Raw genomic sequence first — 22,497 nt, forward strand, 5'->3', positions numbered from 1 at the left:
ACTGAATTTAAAATCGGAACAGTAACGACACACTTAAGGTATCGGTTTTAATTTCAGCGATTTCAGTTTTCTCATAATCGAGGGTAAGCGCCATTGATTTGCTGATGCCGTAACCGATTCCCAGCCCACTTACTACAGACGTCCCGCGGTCGTCAATTTTTTGCGTGGCTAATGCGCTGTCTTGATATATCAGTTGCTCCATTTTATTGTCCCAACCGACCACTCCCACTTGCGCTTTTAAAAATAGCTTATCATTTATAGGTAATGTACCGACCAAACGTAAATCTGCCGCTAACGTTTCAAATTCGCCTTTATGCTTTGTCGTACTTGTTTTTTTGCCTTTGCTATCGGTGCTTTGCTCTGTCACTTTGAAATCGGCTACCCCAAAACGCGACACACCGCCTTCTAAAGCAACAAATCGGTTAAATTGAAAGCCAACTAAAACCCGTGCACCAAAACCACTATCACTGGATTTATACTTATATTCACCTAGGTTTTCGTCCACAAATGATGGTTTAAAATTAAGCGATTTAAATTTTTGCTGTTGTAAACTCAAACCGTAATATGCAAATTGATTGTGGTTTTTCGCATATAAATTAAGTGAAAACACACTGACAATGAGAAAAAGTAAATAAGTTAAGGGTTTCATTATTGTCCTTAAAATGAAAATAAAACGGTGATCGCGCACCAGAACCGATTAAAACGCTCTTATCTGTGAGATAAGCGCTAAGACGTTATCAAGGTTACAAAAGAAACGCCGAATAACGGCGCAATATAATGCAAATTGAAAAATGATTTATCAAGTCAAATTACAATTATTAACAGTTAGTTACCAAATAATAGCTGCCAGAAACTGGGCTCATGAATTTTGTGATATTGCTTGCGTAATTTATCAATTTCGGTCAATTGTTTTTTAGCAGTTGGCAAGTCGTTTACGTTTTGCTTAATTAACGCAACGTGTTTAAGTACACGCTCGATACCTTGGTTCGATTTCTGTGATTCACGGTTAAAGCCAATTTGTTGCGACTTACGTAAGGCCTTTTCTATATCAGTTAAATGAGTAAGCAACTCATCTGATGTTTGCGCTGTTTTGGCTTGTTTGTAACTTAGTGCCATTTCTTTCATCACTAACGCTAGCTCTGATTGTTCAGCTGAGAGTGAAAAACACAAGATAAAAATCGATAAAAGGAAGGTTTTTTTCATATTGCTCTCTTGTTAGCTAAATCCCTAAGTATTCTAATTAATAGTGCCGTGATACGAATACAAATTCAGTTAAGTAGCTGCTCATCCTCGCGGGATAAATATCATGATAACAGCGTTAGAGTGTATCAATGCGAAACAGCTACATAAGAGATATCCCGCCTTCTAATCATTTCATTTATCAAGCACTATCCCTGATCTCACACTCAGCAGAATTGGTATTAAAAATCGCGTCTATTGTAACAAGAACATAAAAAAAGCCAATCACATGGATTGGCTTTGCAAGTACGTTAGGATTCTAATTAGCTAACTTGTTTTAGCTTTGCCTGTTCTGGCTTTAGTAAATTCATATCAAAGTCGAATTCGTCAACGCGTATTGCAAGCTCACGTTTTACGTTGTAGTCAACCAGCATTTTATACTCGTCAGCCGTAATAACGTTTGCTACCAAAGCGTTATCGAGTGTTTCAGCGAAACGTACGCCAGCTTTAATTTGTTTCTTGCGTAGCGACTTTTTAATCTTAGCTAGCATCTCTAAACACTCTAATTTAGCGAGATACGCTTGCTGATTAATGTCGTGTCCATCGCCATTCGAAGCATGCACTAAATGCGTTAATTGCTTTTTAAATTTGGTATTTAACTGACACTGATGCGCAAGTTCTCTTACCAAATCATCATTGATACGCATTGAGCTTTCTGAGTAAGTTACTGTGATCAAGCGCATAAACTTACGTGTTGCACCAGATGGGAAGTTTGCTAAGAAATCGCTGATTGCGTTTTCAGCTTGTGCAATCGCCCAACGTGTTGCGTAATGGAAGTATGGCGCTGCTTGAGCACGATCTTCAGCAGATACTTTTTGCTCATAGTAACGAATTGATGCCATTGCTGCGTATAAATAACTCATTACATCACCTAAGCGCGCTGATAGTAGTTCAGCTTGCTTAAGTTTTCCGCCAAGTACAAGTAATGAGAAGTCTGCGTAAACTGCAAGTTTTGCTGAAAGTTTATTTACTGCTTTTTCGTACTGACGCACTTCAGACAGTTTTGACTTCGCGCCTGCGGTGAATGGCAGTAAACCTTTAGTAAATGCACTTAAACTGTTACCAACACTGTAACCAATTGGTTTTAGTTAACAAGCCGCGGAACGTAGCGTCTGCATTTTTTTCAGTACTGTGAATTGATTCAACCATGCTTTGTAGATGTGGGTGACAACGCATTACACCTTGACCAAAGATCATTAGGTTACGCGTAAGAATGTTTGCACCTTCTACTGTGATTGCAACTGGTTGACCAAGGTAGCCTTGCGCTAAGGTATTTTGCGGACCGCATTGAATTGCTTTACCGGCTTGAATATCCATCGCAGAATTTAGTACATCACGGCCAAGCTCTGTCATATGGTATTTTGCAATTGCTGTTACTACTGATGGTTTTAAGCCTAAGCCCAAGCCTTCTGTTGTTAATACACGCATTGCTTCTTGTAAGTACGTTTTGCCCGCAATATCAGCCAGTTTTTCTTGAATACCTTCAAATAAGCCAATGCTTAAACCAAATTGCTCACGCACTGCTGCGTATTCTGATGCTGATTTAAGTGCTACGTGGGCAGTTGAACAACCTAACGCTGGTAATGAGATACCACGGCCCGCGCCCAAACAACTTACAAGCATTTGCCAACCGCGACCAATGTTCTTTTGACCACCAATGATAAATTCCATCGGTACAAAAACACTTTGACCACGTGTTGTACCATTGTAGAATTTAATGCCCATTGGGTTGTGGCGATTACCCAGTTCAACACCTGGATGATCTTTTGGAATTAGCGCACAGGTAATGCCTAAATCTTCTTCGCCGCCAAGTAAACCTTGTGGATCTTTTACTTTAACCGCAAGACCAAGTACCGTTGCAATGGGTGCAAGCGTGATATAACGCTTATCCCACGTTAGCTCTAAACCAAGTACTTGTTTGCCTTGGTATTCGCCCATAGTTACGATACCTTGGTCTGGAATACCGCCAGCATCAGAACCCGCTTCAGGGCTTGTTAGGGCAAAACATGGAATATCTTGGCCGATAGCTAATTTAGGCAAGTAGTGCTGACGTTGCTCTTCCGTACCATAGTGCATTAATAGCTCACCCGGGCCAAGTGAGTTTGGTACCATTACGGTTACTGCTACAGCTGTACTTTTGGTGGCGATAGTCGCAACAATCGTTGAATTCGCATATGGGCTAAATTCTAAACCGCCATACTGTTTAGGAATAATCAGTGAAAAGAAGCGATTTGATTTAATAAACTCTAGAATATTGTCAGGTAAATGATTTGAACTTTGGATCTCAGTTTCATCAATCATGTCTAACAATTGCGCTACTGGACCATCTAGGAATGCTTGCTCTTCGTCGCTTAGTTTTGCTTCAGGCACTGCACGTAACGCATCAAAATCAGGCTTACCTTGATAGATAGAACCTTCTAACCAAACATCGCCTGCATCTAAGGCTTCTTGCTCTGTTACAGAGATACTTGGTAATACTTTTTTCAAACTTGTTCTTAAACTCATGGCTACTCATCCGACCAGATAATTTGTATACATTACGTCATAAAATTTTGTTTAGATCAATTACTCTAGTTAAAAAAATTAATAAATTCATTACATTTAGCAGTTACATCACTGATTTTAAATAACTTTTAAATCGACACACATGTACGCTGAAACGTTATTTGAGCATGGTTTTGTGGGGTAAATTTGCGCAGTAAAGCAAAGCGCAGGCTGTAATTTAAACAAGACTATAAAACCGCGCGATAATAAAAAAGGCCATAAAGGCCTTTTTTAGAGGGTATCACTTTTCATTTGTGACTGAATATAATTTGGTAATCCAATCAGTTTAATTAAGTTCAGATGCTGCTCTAACCAGTAGATATGATCCATTTCAGTATCATCAAGTAAGGTTTCGAGTATTTCCCGTGTCACATAGTCTTTTTCGTCTTCACATACTTTAATGATTTCGATAAGACTTTGCTGAACCGTGTGCTCTGCTGCTAAGTCGTTTTCGAGCATTTCTTGCACATTACTGCCAACGTTAATTGGCTTACGTGACGCTGTGTCAGGTGATCCTTCTAAAAATAGAATACGCTCAATCAATTTGTTGGCGTGCTCTAGCTCTTCCTCATATTCGTGGGCTAATTGCTTGTGTAGTTTTTCAATGCCCAAATCTTCATAAATTTTACCGTGCGCCAAATACTGATCCATTGACGTTAACTAAGTGTAAGCTGGCGGTTAAGTAAATCAATTATCTTCTGATTGCCTTTCATCACTTACTCCTCAATTTGGCTTTGTAGGTAATTTTCAATACCGATGTTACCGATCAGTGAGAGCTGTGTTTCTAACCAATCAATATAATCTTCTTCATACTCTAAAATATCTTCGAGCAATTCTCGGCTAACATAATCTTGTTTGTCTTCACACAGTGCGATTGCTTGTTTTAATAAAGGAACTTGGTCCATTTGCATAGCGAGGTCACATTCAAGCATTTCAGTGGCGTTTTCGCCTATACGCAAACGCTCTAAATGCTGAAGGTTTGGTAAACCTTCTAAGAATAAAATGCGTTCAATTAAATCATCCGCTTGTTTCATGTCTTTAATTGATTTTTTATAAGCCTTTTCGTTTAGTTCCTCTAGGCCCCAATTTTTAAACATACGTGCGTGTAAAAAAAACTGATTAATTGACGTTAATTCATGTGTAAGCACTTGATTTAACGTTACCAGTACGTCTTTATTTCCTTTCATTACGATTACTCTACGCGATACTAGATGTAATAACTCTAGCGCATATAAAATGAGAAACAAGGGTTCTAAAAGACTGTTTTTATATTAAAAATTCAATAACCTAGCTAAAATGTTTAAGCAATTTTAAAGGCTATTGAAAATGATTGTTAATTGGTTTAGTAACCAAGTTTGAACTATGCAATTTTTAACAATGTACTAAACTTGGAATATTGAGTGGTAAAGGTAAAGCGCTATGAAAATTGCATTTAATAAAGCCATTGCAGTTACATTATTGTTTGTTATCACAAGCACGCTATTACTCAATATTCTTATGACAGAATACACTGGCTGGACTAAAAAATTAGCTTGTTACGACAAATGTGAAACACTCGGGTTTGAGTCATGTGTGTTAAAAACGAGTAAAAGCGATATACATCAGCATCAATGCAACGGCATTAACAACAACGATATTATCGTGTTGGTACTAAACTAACCTGAAAATTAACATGTATTGCTCATCAAAATTAGATCAATAAAACCTAGTGATAAGCCTAAATCAATTGGTCTTCAAGCTCAGTAAATAGGTTTTCTAATTCAGCTTTATTGTACACAGAGCTTGCTGCGCAGCTGAATTTTAACGGCTGTCCAAGTAGTTTGTCTTTATTGATTGAAATTGCTTCAAAGCGTTTTTTAAGCGTTTCTACATCACCTTGTTCAAGCCCAGGGCATACACAAATAAACTGTCCTGCTTGCCAATATGCAACAAGTTGATCGCCTGTTAGCTCTTTCGAGATATGGTATAAAATTTCAATTAAAACATGTTCGATAACGGTCTGACCGAGTAACGAGCGAATATTTTCAAGTCCTTCGATATCTACCAACAACACTCCTACTGGGTATTCTTTATTTTCGTTTACTTGATTTAATATGCGTTGCACGGCACGTCGGTTAGGCAAATTTGTCATTGGGTCAATCATTGACAACTCTTCGGCATAAAGCGAAAACGCTTTTGTATCTTGCCAACGTCTGTAGGCATACGCCGAAAATCCTAACGACAACACACACAACGTAGGAATAACTTCTGCAATCCCCCTAACCCCTACTTCGTGGCTAATATGATGAAGCCAATCAATCACGTTGAACAACAAGAATAGAAAGTAACTCACAACAAATAACAAAATCAGCGCAATTAAGTCCCAAAACATACGCTTTCTTATTTGTTGTTTTATTACGTCTATCATAACTGCTCTCGGCTCTACTTAACTGCTAATTGGGTTTTCCTCAGAGTATAGCAGTGTGCAATGGGTTAACGTGCTTATGTGCCACAAAACGTACGATAACTTGTATCAAAATGGTGGTTAGCGTGAAGTTCGTTAGCACTTTGATTGTTTAATAATGCAAAATAATGCGAAATGATTTGAGGTGCCTGCTCGGGATTAGTTACACACTTATCAAGCAAGGTTTCAATGTCGCTGTTGGAAAAATATGCATTTTGTATAACATGACACATTCGTGGTATTAAGTCCAATTTTCGCTGTGATTGCCATAACTTAAACCATTGTGATTTAACAATATCGTAATCACCATGTATGTTTTTTTCAGACATTGCCAATTGACTAAACGCACCATTAAAATCTTTTTTTTCCTGTTCGAGATACTTCAATAATGCTTGAACAACTGGTTTCGATTGAGGTTCTTTAGGATCAAGGGCAAGCTTTTCACACATTCGCTGGTGGAAATAGCTTTCATATTTTTGTGGAAACAAATTCAATACATTTGAAAGTAACGATATCGACTTGTCTTCATCTTGTGCGACAAGTCCAATGAGACTCTCGGCTAAGCGTGCAAGATTCCAGTGCATTATGCCTGGTTGATTGCGGTACGCATAGCGCCCTTGCCTATCAATACTGCTAAACACTTGCTCAGGTTTATAAACTCCCATAAATGCGCATGGTCCAAAATCAATACTCTCTGCGCTTAATAAAACATTATCGGTATTCATAACCCCGTGAATAAAGCCATTAGCCATCCAACTTGCTACTAGATCAGCTAATCGGTCACTTACAACATCAAACAATGAGAGGTATGGATTTTCATGGTCAATAAGTTCTGGGTACAGTTGCTTTATCGTGAAATCGGCAAGTGTTTTTAATACATCGCTATCTTGGTGCATCGCCGCGTATTGGAACGAGCCAATGCGTAAGTGACTTTTTGCAACTCGGCATACTACTGCGGCTTGCTCAAGATCATCGCGCATAATTTTATCGTCGCCTGCAACCACGTACAGACTGCGCGTTGTTTCAATCCCAAGTATATGCAGATATTCACTTACGACATATTCTCGAAGGGCAGCTCTAAGTGTTGAACGACCATCGCCACCTCGCGAATATCGCGTACGTCCACTGCCTTTAAGTTGCAAATCATAATGTAACCTATTCTCTGCGCTCACTTGACCCAATAAATGCGCACGGCCATCACCAAGCTGCGGGGTTAAATTGCCAAATTGATGCCCCGCATAACCAAGTGCAAGAGGATTGCACGAATCAATCAATTCATTACCCGCTAAAATCGCTGGGTTTTTCGAACTAAAACTAACAGGCAGGGTTAAACTTGACGCTAACTTATCGTTAAACACAATAGTTTTAGGCTGTGCCAGCGACTCTGGTTTAATCGATTGAAATAACGCGTCAGGTAGTTCACTATAGTATTGAATTAAAGACATAAACGATCCCCAGAATAATTTAGCGCCAACATGGAAAAGACGTGTGTAATGATTAAACCGTTATTCGACACTTTTGCTCAACTGCCTTATCAAATCGATTACGCACAACATCATTTTAATGTTGGAAATTATACACATTTAAGTAGGTTAACGCAGGCGCAATTAGACGACTTAACGTTTTGTTTAAAGTACTTACAGAAAGTAGGTGTAAAAAGTGAAAACAGTTTTAATCGTTTCCGTAATGAAATAGAAAAATTATTGCTATGGCTTTGGTTCAAACATAATTGCGGCTTGGCGTCGATTAATAAAGAGTTATTAACCACATATACAGTGTTTTGCCAATCCCCGGACGCCACTTGGTGTACATTACAGCATAACGCGCGCTTTAAACTACGTAATGGCGAACGACATGTTAATGAAAACTGGCGCCCCTTTAAATCAGCGGTAATGAGTTATGAATCGCGCGCGTCTATGTTTACGGTGCTTAACCACTTCTGCGATGCCTTAACGCAAGCGGCTATTATAAAAGACAATCCAATAAAAACGCTGAGAAAAAACGACGTAATCTTAAACAAGAAAAATAAACCTATAACGCGCTCAAAAGCGATTAACGAAAACATGTTGCGCGATGCGTTTGCGCGCTACAAAAACGACATTCATAAAATGCGCAACTTGTTCTTGCTTTACCTAGTTAAGAAAGCGCAATTACCGCTGCAAGCATTTTCACAACAAAACGCTGGTTCCGCACCACTATTGGCCCACCTAGACCTTACCGAACAGGTACTTTTTGTTTTCGATAATAATCAGTTAACCCCGCATCGTTTGTGTGAGATTGGGTTACAAATCGCGACATGTTACAAGCAGCTTCGCGGAAATGCGCTTACGCAAGACGCCCCCTTACTTCACAGAGAAAGGGGTAATGGCAGTTACGAAGTGAGGCAGTTGCGACGTTTAATCACCGCCATGGAAAAAGAGATTAGCTAGTTATGGAAAATGAATACGCAATTTTCGTCGCAATTACGAGCTTAGTTATTGTCTATTCGCTTTTTGCCAAACGCATCGGACAACTAAGCATCACAGGCCCAATGTTTATGCTGTTTTTTGGCTTTTGTTTTGCGTATTTTTTTAGAGCACCTAACCACTTAGAATTTGATGTTTCCGCATTTCAAATTTATATCGAACTTACCTTGGCACTCATCTTATTTGGCGATGCGGCGAAAGCCAAGATATCAGTGTTAACGCACAGCTACGCCTATCCGCTTTTACTGTTACTTATAGCAATGCCGTTAACCTTTTTATTTGGCACCTATATTGGCACTATTTTATTTCCTGACGAGCCCTTTATCCATTTAGCTTTGTTAGCGATTATTTTAACGCCAACAGACGCAGCGCTCAGCAGCAACTTTATCGACAATCAAAAAATTCCGGCGCAAACACGTGAGGCGGTAAACGTTGAAAGCGGATTAAATGATGGTTTAGCGGTACCCGTATTTTTATTGCTTTTATATTCCGCGAGCAATCAACAAACCATAAACCTTACAAATACACTTATGATTGCAGTCAAAGAAATTGGCATTGCGGTTATCGTTGCTGTTGTTGTTTCAATACTCGTCTTTAAGCTTGTGATATTTTCTGAAAAATACCGACTTTACAACAAACAAAATGAAGTATTCATTTGTGTTGCTATCGCTATTTTAATCTTTTTAGTTGCACAACTATTTGGCGGTAGTGGTTTTTTTGCCGCCTTCACCGCAGGCTTGTTGTTTGATTTTAAATTTAAAAAAGCGTTTAAACCTCAGCGACTCAGTAACGCCCATGCCTTAGCTAACACCTGTGCACTCATAATCTGGTTTATTTTTGGTAACTTTGCCTTTAATTATTTGATTGATGGTGTGTCATTATTAGTTTTACTTTATGCATTATGCGCGTTAACTGTTATGCGCATCATTCCCGTGTTGTTGTCTCTGTTATTTACGCAACTTAACCTTAAACAACGATTTTTACTTGCATGGTTTGGCCCTCGCGGTTTAGCTTCCGTTGTTTTTACATTGATTTTATTGCAGCAATTAGATGGAGTCTCAGAACAGTTAATCGATATTGCTATTTTAACAATAATATTAAGTGTGTTTCTTCATGGAATAAGCTCTAGAGTCAAGTGATTAAAGGTTTTGAAAACAATATACATTAACAATTGTTTACACTCACAAATGTTAAATAGTTGTAACCGCATGTAACTCACTGTTACATTCCAAGTTCCTATAACGACAACAACCTGGGAACTATTATGACAAACAAACCTCTTAAGCTTTGTTCACTGGCAGCGGTAGCGCTTGCAGTTAACACCGCAGTAGCGACTGAAGCTGAAGGCTTATTAACAGTTAACTTATCAGACCGTGCAGCCGTAAAATCACCTTTACCAAAGCGCTATATCATTAAATATAAAAACAATTCAGCGTTTATGAATTTCGCACACTCAACAAATGTTGAGTTCGTAACTACTGATCGTTTATCAAAAATGGGCGTTAATAACGCGCAATTCAATGCATCTATTAATGCGAATATTGCACGCTTATCAGATTCACAATTGAAGCAATTACAAAACGACCCTAACGTAGAGTACATTGAAGAAGATTTACCGCGTCGCTTAATGGCACAAACACAGCCTTACGGCATTGCAATGGTACAAGCTGATCAGGTTGATGATTCAGTTGCATCAGCTGCAAATAACGGTAAAAAAATCTGTGTAATCGACTCTGGTTTAGATCTTCCACATGAAGATATGGGCACTAATGGCGGTACCGTAACTGGCACAAACAACAGTGGTACAGGTAACTGGTACCAAGAAGGTGGCCCTCACGGTACACACGTAGCGGGTACAATTGCAGCCATTGATAATGGTGTTGGTGTACGTGGTGTAATTGGTTCAGATCCATCACTTCATATTATTAAAGTATTCAATGCAAGCGGTTGGGGTTACTCATCTGATCTTGTCGCGGCAATGAATGAATGTAAAAACGCAGGCAGCGACGTTATTAACATGAGTCTTGGTGGCTCAGGTTCAAGCACATCAGAGCGTAACGGTATTCAAGCAATCGCTGACGCTGGTTTATTACTCATTGCGGCTGCTGGTAACGATGGTAACCCATCAAATACCACTGATATTGAAAGCTTCCCTGCATCATATGATTCAGTAATGTCTGTAGCAGCGATTGACAGTGCAAAAGCACTGGCTGATTTCTCACAAAAGAATAGCCAAGTTGAAATTGCAGCACCAGGTGTAGATGTGTACTCAACTTACCCAGAAGGTACAGGCCAAGTTGTTTCGTTATCTGTTGGCAACAATGCATACAGCGTTAACGCAATGGAAAACAGCGGCTCAGTTACTGCACCACTTTATGATTTTGCTACAGGTGAATCTACTGATTCAGGCGCAAACGGTAAAGTATGTCTAATTCAGCGCGGTAACATCTCATTCCACGACAAAGTTAAAAATTGTCAAGACAGCGGCGGCGTTGGCGCGGTAATCTATAACAATGCAGCAGGTAGTTTCGGCGGTACATTAGGCGATACAAACCAAACATCAATTCCAGCGGTAACAGCTACCGACACTGATGGTGCAGCAATGCTGTCTCAAACTGGTCTATCAACGACAATTGATATTGGTACTGGTAACTACGGCATGATGAGCGGTACTTCGATGGCATCACCACATGTAGCGGGTGTAGCAGCATTAGTATGGAGCCATCACCCAAGTTGTAGCGCAGACGATATTCGTAGCGCACTAAATGCAACGGCAGAAGATTTAGGCGCAGCAGGTCGTGACGTGAAATTCGGTTACGGTTTAGTACAAGCAAAAGACGCAATTGACTATTTACAAGCAAATGGCTGTTCAGGCGATACAACACCACCTAACCCAGGCGAAAATGTCCTTGTTAACGGTCAGACGGTATCAGGCATTAGTGCAAATACTAATGAAGAGATCCTGTACACATTTGAAGTACCAGCTGGTGCTACTGACGTAACCGTATCAATGAGCGGTGGTTCTGGTGATGCTGATTTATACACGCAATTTAATGCAGCACCAACAGACAGCAATTATGAGTGTCGTCCATACCAGTCAGGTAATAACGAAACGTGTAACCTAACGCAATCTGGCGGTACTTATTATGTGCGCTTAAAAGCTTACAGCAGCTTTGCAAATGTAAGTCTTACTGCAAGCTATACTGAAGGTAACGACGGTGGTACAGGTGAACTTACGCCAATTAACGATACAGTAAACGATGTATCAGTTTCACGTCGCAGCTGGCAGCGTTATACAATTGACCTAGCAGCTGGTTACACTGATTTTAATGTAACTATGTCTGGCGGTACTGGTGATGCGGACTTATATGTAACGCATGGTGCTCAATCAACAACGAGCAGTTATGATTGTCGTCCATATGAAAGTGGTAACAATGAATCTTGTTCATTCAGCACACCACAGGCTGGTACTTGGTACATTGATGTATACGGTTATCGCGCAGCGAGCGGTATTACGCTAAACGTGCAAGCTAACCCATAAGCAACACGAAATATTAATCATTTGAAAGCAAGGAAAGTGGCTAGCCACTTTCCTTTTTTGTATTAATAAACCTCTTGCGGGCCGTCAACCGCTACACATTTTTCATTTTTACACATGCCTTTTGGTTCAAATAGGTGCTGACAAATCCCCATTGTCCCCTCTAACGCATGTTTACTCTTTTCTAAGCGAATAAGTTCAGCAGTAAGTGCTTCAATTTCATCTTTATTACTGGTTTTAGATGATAAAACTGCATAACCACTTGCGCCACCACAGGGATTAACACCGGTTGACACAACATAACATTGCGCACTTGTGTCACAACTTACGTCCGATTGGGCAAGCTCGATACGCTCTTTAAACCCATCTAGCGTTTTACTATCCGTTTTTGCAATGCTCACCTCTTTATCAAGATCTTTAAGCTTGTCTGATGTCTCTACTTTCTTAACGCTTTGCTGTGCTTGAGGCTTTAACTCTTGCGTTAATTCTTGTTTTACGTCGTTATTGCCATTAACTTCGTTGTCACCACACGCAGTTAACATAAAAAGCGCCGACAGCGCGATTATTTTTTTCATTGGAGCTACTCCTAATATTTAACCTCAAATATAAATTACACATTTGCTTATAACTTTCATTTAAGCGAGCCTAAGTCTTTAACTCAGTAGAAATCACTCGCTAGGACAAATAAGTACTTTTATATTTTCAAGACTTTGATACGGCGTAATTTTGTATCTTACATTCAAGTTATTTAAACACGATTATCCTTAAGAAAAAGATACCAGTCTTGTAACAAAGACACAAAATCATCTAAGCCGCATTCACTTAGATCATTTGTTGTATCAACCGATAGCATTTCTTGATCAAACCGCTCTTGTTCAAAATCGCTAACGCAATGTTGGTTCACATGCACAGCAACTTCTCCATCGACAATCGACATCACCATCTCTTTACCTCGGAATTCAACATCATGGGTAAATGCGCTTGTTTTTTGATTAATTTCAACGAGCAAATCGTTCACCGCGCTGCTACTTATGCCTGTTTCGTCGACAAGCCAACGGGCGATATTTGCTTGTTCATCGCTAATCAATAGTCGAAATCCATCGATCGGATCTTTGATAAACTGATATTCCACTGCTTAAACTCTCAATACTAATTATGCTGCTAATTGTACGCGTTTGTTGTAACAACAACGACATCGATTTTGTGTTATTGCCAAATAAACACCTACCCTCGCAAAACCATTACCTCAACTGCACACCGCTGCGTCGATTACAATGAGCTATTAACTAGTATGATGTGTTCTTTTTGATTATTTTAAATAAAATAGAAATAACTAATAGCAAAGCCCAAGGTCATAATACCGTGCGGTAACATCACATGAGGCCAAAACAAGCTTCTGTAAAACAACGTTCTGCCTTGCTTATTGTATTCACTAGTCCAAAATGCATTAATCTGTAAACAATCGATCTCACTAATTGTACCGTTTAAGTACCCTTCTATCTCGGCAATACGTTGATAATTAGCGCTTTGAAATGTTTTCCAGTACCCTTCGATTAGCCAAAATAATAATGCCGCCATCGCCGCATACAACAACACATTGTACGTTTTGCTAAATGCCCCCGAGCTTAAAACAGCCATTGCCAATGACACACTCCACGCCTTAATGGTTAGCGACTTAGCATCAAAGCTTTCCACACGTGCCTGTAAATGAAAGTATTCCTTTTCTAAAAAAACGATTTTTTGTTCTTCTGTCACTTTGTACTCCTTTTAAAAACAAGGCTCATCTTGCGGTTACCACAGTTGTTTGTCTACTAAATTGTTCCATTCGTCCTGATTTCGCTGTTAAAGCCAATTAACTAAGATATGGTGCTACAAACTAAAGTAATAAAAGGCATTTTATGTTTACTCCAACCAAAGCGATTATGCTAATTGGTGCATTTACGGCGTATGCAGTACCCAGTTTCGCAAATACATTTCAAGCAAAGGACGTATTTCAGCTAGAGTATGCAAATTCACTTAGCGTATCACCTAATGGCAAACACATTGTGTATGTTAGAAATAGCAACAACATCATGCGTGACGCCACTGATAAGCACTTATGGTTGGTAAATTCTGAAACAGGTGATCAAACACCGCTCTTTTCTGATGATAAGCAATACAGTTCGCCTATTTGGTCACCAAGTGGCGATAGGATCGCATTTATTAGTAACCTCTCAGGAAACAAACAAATACACGTCCACTACCTTAAACAAAACCGCACAGCAAAAATTAGTAATGTGCAAACTGGCGTTACTAACCTAACCTGGTCACCCGATGGAAGGTGGCTCGCTTTTAGCCAAAAAGTAGCTGAAAAACCTAGCGTCATCGCAAAAATGCCTACTGCACCTAAAGGGGCTAAATGGTCAAAGCCGGCCATTGTCATCGATAAAGCCTATTATCAAGCTGACGGAAGTGGGTTAGTTAAGCCCGGATATAATCAACTGTTTGTAATTCCTTCAGAAGGCGGAACACCGCGCCAAATCACGTCTGGTAATTATCATCACAAAGGCCGTTTAGCGTGGCGCCAAGATAGCAAAGCGATTGTGTTTTCAGCAAACCGTATATCAGACTGGGAATACAAAACGTTGGAAGGCGACTTGTTTCAAGTAGACGTAAACAACTTAGAGTTAACTCAGCTAACAAACGCGCCAGGACGCGAGTTCAGCCCACAATTTTCAAAAAACGGGAAAAAGCTCGTTTATTTACAAAGCTCTAATGCACTGAATCCATATCGCAATAACATCTTGAGTGTGATGGATTGGCAAACGAAGCAATCAAGCCAAATCAAGCCAGACTTTGACCGCTCTGTTAATCAGCCAAGTTGGATTGGTAAAAACACCATCGCATTTAGCTATGATGATTTTGGTAAACGTAAAGTCGCCACTATTACTACGAAAGGTAAGTTAAAAGACTTAACTGATACCTTGTCAGGAACCACACTCGGTCGCCCGTATATCAGTGGTGAATTTAGTGCAAATTACCAAGGTGATATTACATTTACGCACGGTAGTGCAACAAAACCTGCCGATGTAGCGATAGTTTCAACAAAAGGTAAAGTTACCCAACTCACGGCGCTCAATAACGACTTACTAAACCATAAAACATTGGGTCAAGTTCACGAGATTAACTACAAATCGTCTTTTGATGGGGAGCAAATTCAAGGTTGGTATATCACCCCACCTAATTTTGATCCTAACAAACAATATCCAATGATTTTAGAAATCCATGGCGGTCCGCATTTAGCCTATGGCCCGCATTTTTCGGCAGAGCTACAGCGTTTCGCTGCCGAAGGCTATGTTGTGTTTTATGATAATCATCGTGGCAGTAGTTCATATGGCGAGCGCTTTGCGATGCTTTTAAAGTATAAATACTCGTCAAAAGAAGACTTTGCCGATCACAATTCAGGCGTTGATGCGATGATAGCGAAAGGCTTTGTTAATCCTGACCAAGTTTATATTGCTGGTGGTTCAGCAGGGGGTATTGCAACAGCCTACGCCATTGGCCTTACCGATCGCTTTAAGGCTGCAGTTGTCGTAAAACCAGTTATTAACTGGCTAAGTAAAGTGCTCACTGCCGACAGTGGCCTTCGCCAAATTCCAACACAATTCCCGGGTATGCCTTGGGATAACGTGGAACACTATTGGCAGCGTTCGCCACTCTCGCTAGTTGGTAATGTAACAACACCGACCATGCTGATCACAGGTGAAAAAGACTTACGTACGCCGATGGCAGAAACTGAGCAATATTATCAAGCACTTAAACTACGAAAAATAGATAGCGTATTGGTAAAAATCCCAGGCGCTTACCACGGTATTGCAAGTAAACCGTCACGCATGATTAGTAAAATTGAACATACGCTCGCGTGGTTTGAAAAATATAAATAATTTAACTGTGGGAATTGGCAAATAACAATCACGGTACACAACCTCAATGCCAATTACACATTAACCGTTTTCCCAACCATTTTAAGCCAGTTTCGACTGGCTTTTTTTATGCCCGAATTTTCGCGCCACACAATTTGATAAATTTATTTACGTTTTAATTTATAATTGATTAATTTTACCTTGATTATTTAAACGCACAGCTTCACTATGCAGTTATCACCAACAGAATTACATAATAATGAATATCGACTATCAACTACTGTCACCAGAATTAAGACGTACAGCGCCGCTTGAACAATGCGGTAACCTCGGATTCGGCCAACAAAGAACCGACCATATTTTCTTAATGGACTATAAAGATGGCCAATGGATAGCGCCGCGCATTGTTCCTTATCAAGCACTGCAGTTAGCCCCAGGCGCAATGGCATTACATTATGGCCAATCTGTGTTTGAAGGAGCCAAGGCGTTTTTACACCAAGACAACGAGATTTATACCTTTCGACTCGACAAAAATTGCCAGCGTTTAAATGTATCTGCCAGTATATTATCGATGCCCAGTGTACCCGAAGATATGCAAATGACGGCAATACACGCGCTGCTCGATGTAGAGCGATTATGGATGCCACGTGCAAATGGCGCATCGATGTATATTCGCCCATTTTTATTCGCTACTGAAGACAACCTATCGGTTAGAGCCAGTAACAGCTACACCTATGCGGTTATGTTAAGTCCTAGCGGTTCTTATTACCCAAAAGGAATGACAACCTCGCTTAAACTTCTTATTTCAAACACTTATCACCGAGCGGTGTCAGGTGGTACTGGAGCTGCTAAAGCAGCGGGTAACTATGCGGCATCATTACGTGCGCAAAAACAAGCTGCAAGTTTTTCAGCAGATCAAGTATTGTACCTTGATGCAAGCAACACGTATCTTGAAGAAGTGGGCGCAATGAATCACTTTCATATAACTAAAAGTGGTCATTTAGTCATTCCAGAATTTACCGACACCATCTTGAAATCAATTACCTCTCAATCCATTTTAGCGTTGGCAGCGCGTCTATCTGACGAGTTTGGCCTAAAACCGATACAACAAAAAATAGCCCTTACAGATTTCTTAGACGATATAAAATCGGGTGAGATAATTGAAACTGGTGGATTTGGCACAGCAGCAGTCACTGCATCCGTAGGCCATTACATATTAGAAAATGGCGAGCATTATACGGTTGGAAACGGTGAGATTGGCAAGCTGACCTTAGCACTTCACCAATTTTACAGTGATATGCAACAAGGTCGTATAAACGCCCCTAGTGGTTGGATGCAAAAAGTAGCAACAAACGCCTTATAACCTGTTAACTATGGCTTAGCTTGGGTTTTCCACCGCTCAGCTAAGCCGTATGGGTTCTGTACCGTTTCTCTTTCTTCCTTGAAGCCTCTGAATTAACACTCATTTTTTGCCGATTTTCGATTCTTTGACTAGAGTAGTTATACCAATTGTTTTAATTTTTTCGATGAGTTTAAAGATTACTCAACAGCATAATTAATAACGTTGGGGTTAGAAATATGTTTCTTTTGTCACATTCAGGGACGAAATATGAAAAGTATCAAAGCCAAGCTAATGACAAGTGTATTGATAGGTCTTTTTTCGATTCTTATCGCCGCACTTATCTCAGTATTTATCTTACGCTCGCTCGCCAAAGACTTTGACAGTGTTATCAACCAAGAGCTGAATTCACGTGAACAAGTAAATAAGGTTTTGAGTAATTTCAAAATCCAAGTGCAAGAGTGGAAAAATATCTTGATCCGCGGTCACGATGCAACGCAATACAAAAAATACGTTGAGCGATTTACACAGAAAGAAACTGAAATTCAAAACGACTTGGCATCGCTTCAAACGAAAGATTATTTACCAACCAAGCTACGAGCCCAGATATCTGAACTGCAAGCACAACATAAAGAGCTTGGTAAGCAATATCGTGAGGGCTTGGTGCAATTTGAAAATGCCGGATTTAATACACAAGCTGGCGATAAAGCAGTTAAAGGTATAGATCGCCCTGTAGTCGCAGCCCTTAATATGCTGAGTGAAGAGATCAATCAAATTGCGCTAAACCAAACCTCACATTTAACAAAGCAAAAAGACAGCTTAATTAATTACACCTTATTTGGTCTTTCGGTAATTACTATATTAACCATAGGCTTATTGCTGAGATATATACGAATTTTAATCACCAAGCCAATTAACCAAGCGTCTAATGTCGCAAATGAAATTGCCAATGGAAATTTAAATAACCAGATATTCGGTCATAACAGAGATGAAATTGGCTTATTGTTAAACGCCCTGTCTCGCATGCAACAAAATTTAAATGAAGCAAATGCAAACTTAACAAGCCAGATGGATAAACAAAAGGAACTCGCAAAAGTTAACGGGCGCATTAAACAAGCACTTGATAACGTTGCTGCCCCCGTTATGATGTCTGACAGCTCGCACAAGGTTATTTATTGTAATAACCAATGCATGTCGCTGCTAAATAATCACCAGTCTAATATTCAAATTACCCAGCCACACTTTACCAGTTCAACATTGATAGACCATGCCGATAGTCTGTTGTTTGATAACCAGCCAGAATTTGATGTATTGAAAAATGCCATTTCGACACAAGTAGAGTGCGAATTAACTTACCAAGATAGCGTTATATTTGTGATAGCAGGGCCGGTTAGAGATAGCTCCGGTAACGTAATAGGCATTGTTTATGAACTTAATGATTTATCAGAACAACGCCGTGCAGAGCAGCAAGTTGCAACCATTATACAAGCTGCAGTAGAAGGAAAACTGGCAACACGGATTGATGCAAGTGAATTTGGTGGCTTTATGTTGACACTCGCAAACGGCATTAACCAAATGCTCGATGCCATCGTAAAGCCCGTAAAACAAACTCAAGAATATTTAAATTTAATTGGCAACGGACAGATCCCAAATAGCATATCAGGCGACTATAAAGGTGATTTTCTATTAATTAAAGAAAGCTTAGAGCAATCCACCAGCGCGATTGCAAAACTAATTAACGACACTAACGCCATTGTACAAAGCGCTGTTATTGGCGAATTATCAAAACGGGCAGACGCCGACAGTCACAACGGTGATTATAAGAAAATTATCGAAGGCATTAACGCAACACTTGATGCCATTGTTACACCAATAAACAACACCTCGTTATATTTAGACCAAATAGCGAAAGGTGATATACCAAACACCATTAGTAACGATTATAAGGGCGACTTTTTACAAGTTAAGCGCAGTCTCGAAACCTGTTGTAGTGCCATTGAAGGGTTAATATCAGACACTAACCTATTAGTTGATGCTGCGTCGAGTGGGCAATTATCAACTCGCGCCGACAGCACTAAGCACAGTGGCGATTTTGCTAAAATAGTTATTGGCTTTAATGACACCTTAGATGCGATTACCCACCCTTTAAACGAGTGCCAAGATGTAATGCAAGCGCTGGCCGATGGTAATTTATCTAAAACTGTAAATGGCCATTATCAAGGGGAGTTTGACACATTAAAACAAGCGGTTAATCGTAGCGTTGAAAACTTATCGTTATTGGTAAAGCAAATTACCGATACCGCCTCTAACATCACTGACTCTGCAGATGATATTAAACACGGCATCAACGATTTAAGCAGCCGAACCGAATCGCAAGCCGCATCAATTGAAGAAACAACCGCATCAATGCACGAAATTACCGAAACAGTTAAACGTAACTCTGAAAACGCGCAGGTAGCAAATCAATTAGCGACGCAAGCTGATGAACAAGCGCAAGAAGGCGGTCGCCTTGTTGGCAATACAGTCGATGCGATGAAAGAAATAAGCACAAGCTCAAGTGAAATATCGAGCATAATTGAAGTAATTAATGAAATTGCATTTCAAACTAATTTGCTTGCGTTAAATGCAGCGGTAGAAGCGGCAAGAGCTGGTGAAAAAGGTAAAGGGTTTGCGGTTGTTGCAGCCGAAGTACGTTCTTTAGCACAACGAAGCGCGGATGCGTCAAAAAATATTGCTGATTTACTCAATGATAGCGCAACAAAAGTGGAACACGGCATGGCGCTTGTAACGCAATCAGGTGATACGCTTGCATCAATCGTATCTAACATTCAAGAACTATCTGCCAATATGGCGAAAATAGCCGATGACAGTGCGGAGCAAGCCAACGGGATAAATCAAATCAATACCGCCATTAAGCAAATGGATGGAATTATTCAACAAAATAATGGGCTAGTAGAGCGTGCAAATGCATCCAGTAATAATATGGCCGAACGAGCAAACGAGTTACGGCACTTGATGACACGTTTTTCTCACTAACAGTGAACTTATCGCCTTTACAACCAAAAGCCCGTTTTTTAACGGGCTTTTATTATTTAAAAATGAACTCAAGCGTTAGTCGTTTACGCGATACCGCCTTGTGTTAATTTTTCAGGGTTGAGTAAATTTTCAAGCTCTTGTTGTGAGAGTTCGGTTTCTTCTAGCGCAACATCAATGATTGGTCGATTTTCTTTATAGGCTTTTTTCGCAATGTCTGCTGCCTTTAAATAACCAATTACCGGATTTAGCGCTGTGACTAAAATCGGGTTCTTATTGAGTGATTTATTAATGTTCTCTTGTTTTACCACAAAGGTCGCAATTGCTTTATCCGCAAGGTGGTAACACGTATTCGTCAGAAGATTAATGCTCTCTAATACATTGTGGGCAATAACAGGCAACATCACATTAAGCTCAAAATTACCTGACTGACCCGCAACCGTAATTGTCGCGTCATTACCAATAACCTGCGCGCCCACCATTGCAGCAGCCTCAGGAATAACTGGGTTTACTTTACCCGGCATAATAGACGAACCTGGTTGTAATGCTTGAAGTTCAATCTCACCCAAACCTGATAGTGGGCCTGAGTTCATCCAACGTAAGTCGTTTGCAATTTTGATAATGGCAACTGCCAGCGTTTTTAACTGACCTGACAAAGCAACAATGGCATCTTGCGAACCAATGTTATAGAAAAAGTTTTCACTTGGTTTAAAGCTAATACCAACTGAAGCACTCAGGTTACTTGCAAATTTACCGGCAAATTGTGGATCCGCATTTATACCCGTACCAACCGCCGTACCACCTTGTGCAAGCGGCTTCACTTGTTCAAGCGATGTGTTAATACCCGCAATGGCATTTTCAATTTGGCTTTTCCAGCTATCAAGGGTTTGTGCAAACGTGATTGGCATCGCGTCCATTAAATGAGTACGGCCTGTTTTACAAATATGCCCTACTTCTTTCGATTTTTGAGTTAACGCATTAATTAAGTGGTTTGCCGCTGGCAGTAAATGGTAGTACACACCAATACAACAACTCACCTGAATACTGGTTGGAATAACGTCGTTAGAACTTTGTCCCATATTCACGTGGTCGTTTGGGCTCACTTTTTCATCAAGAGAGTTCGAAGCAAGTGTGGCAAGTACCTCGTTCATATTCATATTTGAACTCGTACCCGAGCCGGTTTGAAACACATCCACTGGGAATTGGTTATCATATTCCCCTGTTTGTACTTTTTCACATGCATCAACAATGGCTTCACTAATATGTGGCTGTAAGTGACCGAGTTCTTGGTTTGTTTTAGCTGCCGCAGACTTTACGTATGCTAATGCCTGAATAAACCATACAGGCATGGTTAAGTCACTAATTGCAAAATTATCGACTGCACGTTGCGTTTGAGCTTGATACAAGGCATTGGCTGGTACCTTTAATTCGCCCATGCTGTCTTTTTCAATTCGGTACTGTGTCATAGTTCACCTTTTACACGCTAAAAATTCATTACTTAAAATGCGTAACTCTCGTTCCAACTTATAATATGCCTCTAACTTACCATGATACGTGCGATAAAACCGTTTAAGTGCAAACAACGGTTGATATGTAAAATCAAGGCAGATGCGTTGCACCACACTACCAACAAGTGGGTCGCATACTTTACCCAGTAAATCAAAGAACAAACGCCTTAAAAAAAGCTCTTGTAGCAACGATTGTTGGCGCTCACCATAGAAATTTGCAAGTACTAAACCGGTCGAAACCAATTCATCCACTGTTTGATATGCACATGCAGACGAACATTTGCTTAGTTTAGTTAAAAGCACTGAATAGTGGCTATGAGTGTCGCTCGCATTCATTTGTAAATGATTGTTATTATCAATTGATTGAGAGCTTAATATAGATGCAAATTAAATGCAAACGATTATCAATTACACAAGGTTATCAACACAACGATCTATTTGCTGATCTTCCCAAACGCCACAAGATGACATTTGTCATATGCAATT

17 protein-coding genes and 2 pseudogenes are annotated in these 22,497 nt (G+C 40.0%); 7 read left to right on the forward strand and 12 right to left on the reverse strand.

Annotation, left to right across the window (positions count from 1 at the left end; genetic code table 11):
* Positions 1-7: 7 nt before the first annotated feature.
* From C2M30_RS19340 to bfr (C2M30_RS19360), 5 genes and pseudogenes are all read right to left on the reverse strand, one after another.
* A complete protein-coding gene (locus C2M30_RS19340; protein ID WP_105172937.1) occupies positions 8-649 on the reverse strand; it encodes an outer membrane beta-barrel protein in 642 nt (213 codons plus the stop codon).
* Positions 650-825: 176 nt separating this feature from the next.
* Positions 826-1,203 (reverse strand): cytochrome b562, encoded by a 378-nt coding sequence (locus tag C2M30_RS19345; protein WP_105172938.1) that lies wholly within the window; start codon positions 1,201-1,203, stop codon positions 826-828.
* Between the two features lie 299 nt (positions 1,204-1,502).
* Positions 1,503-3,744: pseudogene (locus C2M30_RS19350) on the reverse strand (acyl-CoA dehydrogenase).
* A gap of 270 nt (positions 3,745-4,014) precedes the next feature.
* Positions 4,015-4,496: pseudogene (gene bfr, locus C2M30_RS19355) on the reverse strand (bacterioferritin).
* A gap of 3 nt (positions 4,497-4,499) precedes the next feature.
* Positions 4,500-4,970 carry a bacterioferritin gene (gene bfr / locus C2M30_RS19360; protein WP_054979786.1) on the reverse strand — a complete coding sequence of 157 codons (471 nt, stop codon included), beginning with the start codon at positions 4,968-4,970 and terminating at the stop codon, positions 4,500-4,502.
* Between the two features lie 232 nt (positions 4,971-5,202).
* On the opposite strand from bfr (C2M30_RS19360), the gene C2M30_RS19365 reads away from it, so the two are divergent.
* Positions 5,203-5,442: a hypothetical protein gene (locus tag C2M30_RS19365; protein ID WP_100915136.1), complete on the forward strand. Its 240-nt coding sequence runs from the start codon at positions 5,203-5,205 to the stop codon at positions 5,440-5,442.
* Positions 5,443-5,500: 58 nt separating this feature from the next.
* Here the strand turns inward: C2M30_RS19365 and C2M30_RS19370 are convergent, their stop codons facing one another.
* Together C2M30_RS19370 and C2M30_RS19375 are read right to left on the reverse strand one after the other, a co-directional pair.
* Positions 5,501-6,190, reverse strand: a complete 690-nt coding sequence (locus C2M30_RS19370) for a diguanylate cyclase domain-containing protein (RefSeq protein ID WP_105172939.1) — start codon at positions 6,188-6,190, stop codon at positions 5,501-5,503.
* A gap of 74 nt (positions 6,191-6,264) precedes the next feature.
* Positions 6,265-7,671: a protein adenylyltransferase SelO family protein gene (locus tag C2M30_RS19375; RefSeq protein WP_105172940.1), complete on the reverse strand. Its 1,407-nt coding sequence runs from the start codon at positions 7,669-7,671 to the stop codon at positions 6,265-6,267.
* Positions 7,672-7,719: 48 nt separating this feature from the next.
* On the opposite strand from C2M30_RS19375, the gene C2M30_RS19380 reads away from it, so the two are divergent.
* From C2M30_RS19380 to C2M30_RS19390, 3 genes are all read left to right on the forward strand, one after another.
* Complete coding sequence (locus tag C2M30_RS19380) at positions 7,720-8,655, forward strand: hypothetical protein (protein WP_105172941.1); 936 nt, start codon at positions 7,720-7,722, stop codon at positions 8,653-8,655.
* A 2-nt stretch (positions 8,656-8,657) separates the two neighbouring features.
* A complete protein-coding gene (locus tag C2M30_RS19385) occupies positions 8,658-9,830 on the forward strand; it encodes a cation:proton antiporter domain-containing protein (protein ID WP_105172942.1) in 1,173 nt (390 codons plus the stop codon).
* 125 nt (positions 9,831-9,955) lie between these two features.
* Positions 9,956-12,232, forward strand: a complete 2,277-nt coding sequence (locus tag C2M30_RS19390) for a S8 family serine peptidase (RefSeq protein ID WP_105172943.1) — start codon at positions 9,956-9,958, stop codon at positions 12,230-12,232.
* 62 nt (positions 12,233-12,294) lie between these two features.
* Here C2M30_RS19390 and C2M30_RS19395 read toward each other — a convergent pair whose 3' ends face one another.
* The 3 genes from C2M30_RS19395 to C2M30_RS19405 all read right to left on the reverse strand — a co-directional run bounded on the left by C2M30_RS19395 (position 12,295) and on the right by C2M30_RS19405 (position 13,984).
* Positions 12,295-12,804, reverse strand: coding sequence for a hypothetical protein (locus C2M30_RS19395; protein ID WP_105172944.1), 510 nt, complete (start codon positions 12,802-12,804; stop codon positions 12,295-12,297).
* 173 nt (positions 12,805-12,977) lie between these two features.
* Complete coding sequence (locus C2M30_RS19400) at positions 12,978-13,361, reverse strand: YacL family protein (RefSeq protein WP_105172945.1); 384 nt, start codon at positions 13,359-13,361, stop codon at positions 12,978-12,980.
* Between the two features lie 182 nt (positions 13,362-13,543).
* A complete protein-coding gene (locus C2M30_RS19405; protein WP_105172946.1) occupies positions 13,544-13,984 on the reverse strand; it encodes a hypothetical protein in 441 nt (146 codons plus the stop codon).
* 167 nt (positions 13,985-14,151) lie between these two features.
* Between C2M30_RS19405 and C2M30_RS19410 the strand changes: the two genes are divergently transcribed.
* From C2M30_RS19410 to C2M30_RS19420, 3 genes are all read left to right on the forward strand, one after another.
* Positions 14,152-16,152, forward strand: a complete 2,001-nt coding sequence (locus tag C2M30_RS19410; protein WP_442792816.1) for a S9 family peptidase — start codon at positions 14,152-14,154, stop codon at positions 16,150-16,152.
* 238 nt (positions 16,153-16,390) lie between these two features.
* Positions 16,391-17,494 carry a branched-chain amino acid aminotransferase gene (locus tag C2M30_RS19415; RefSeq protein ID WP_105172948.1) on the forward strand — a complete coding sequence of 368 codons (1,104 nt, stop codon included), beginning with the start codon at positions 16,391-16,393 and terminating at the stop codon, positions 17,492-17,494.
* 246 nt (positions 17,495-17,740) lie between these two features.
* A complete protein-coding gene (locus C2M30_RS19420; protein WP_105172949.1) occupies positions 17,741-20,506 on the forward strand; it encodes a methyl-accepting chemotaxis protein in 2,766 nt (921 codons plus the stop codon).
* A gap of 83 nt (positions 20,507-20,589) precedes the next feature.
* Here C2M30_RS19420 and C2M30_RS19425 read toward each other — a convergent pair whose 3' ends face one another.
* Positions 20,590-21,969: a class II fumarate hydratase gene (locus C2M30_RS19425; protein WP_105172950.1), complete on the reverse strand. Its 1,380-nt coding sequence runs from the start codon at positions 21,967-21,969 to the stop codon at positions 20,590-20,592.
* Positions 21,970-21,972: 3 nt separating this feature from the next.
* Positions 21,973-22,314 (reverse strand): hypothetical protein, encoded by a 342-nt coding sequence (locus tag C2M30_RS19430; protein WP_158683591.1) that lies wholly within the window; start codon positions 22,312-22,314, stop codon positions 21,973-21,975.
* Positions 22,315-22,497: the final 183 nt, after the last annotated feature.

The sequence above is a fragment of the Pseudoalteromonas sp. T1lg24 genome, from assembly GCF_002964745.1.
GTDB lineage: Bacteria > Pseudomonadota > Gammaproteobacteria > Enterobacterales > Alteromonadaceae > Pseudoalteromonas > Pseudoalteromonas spongiae.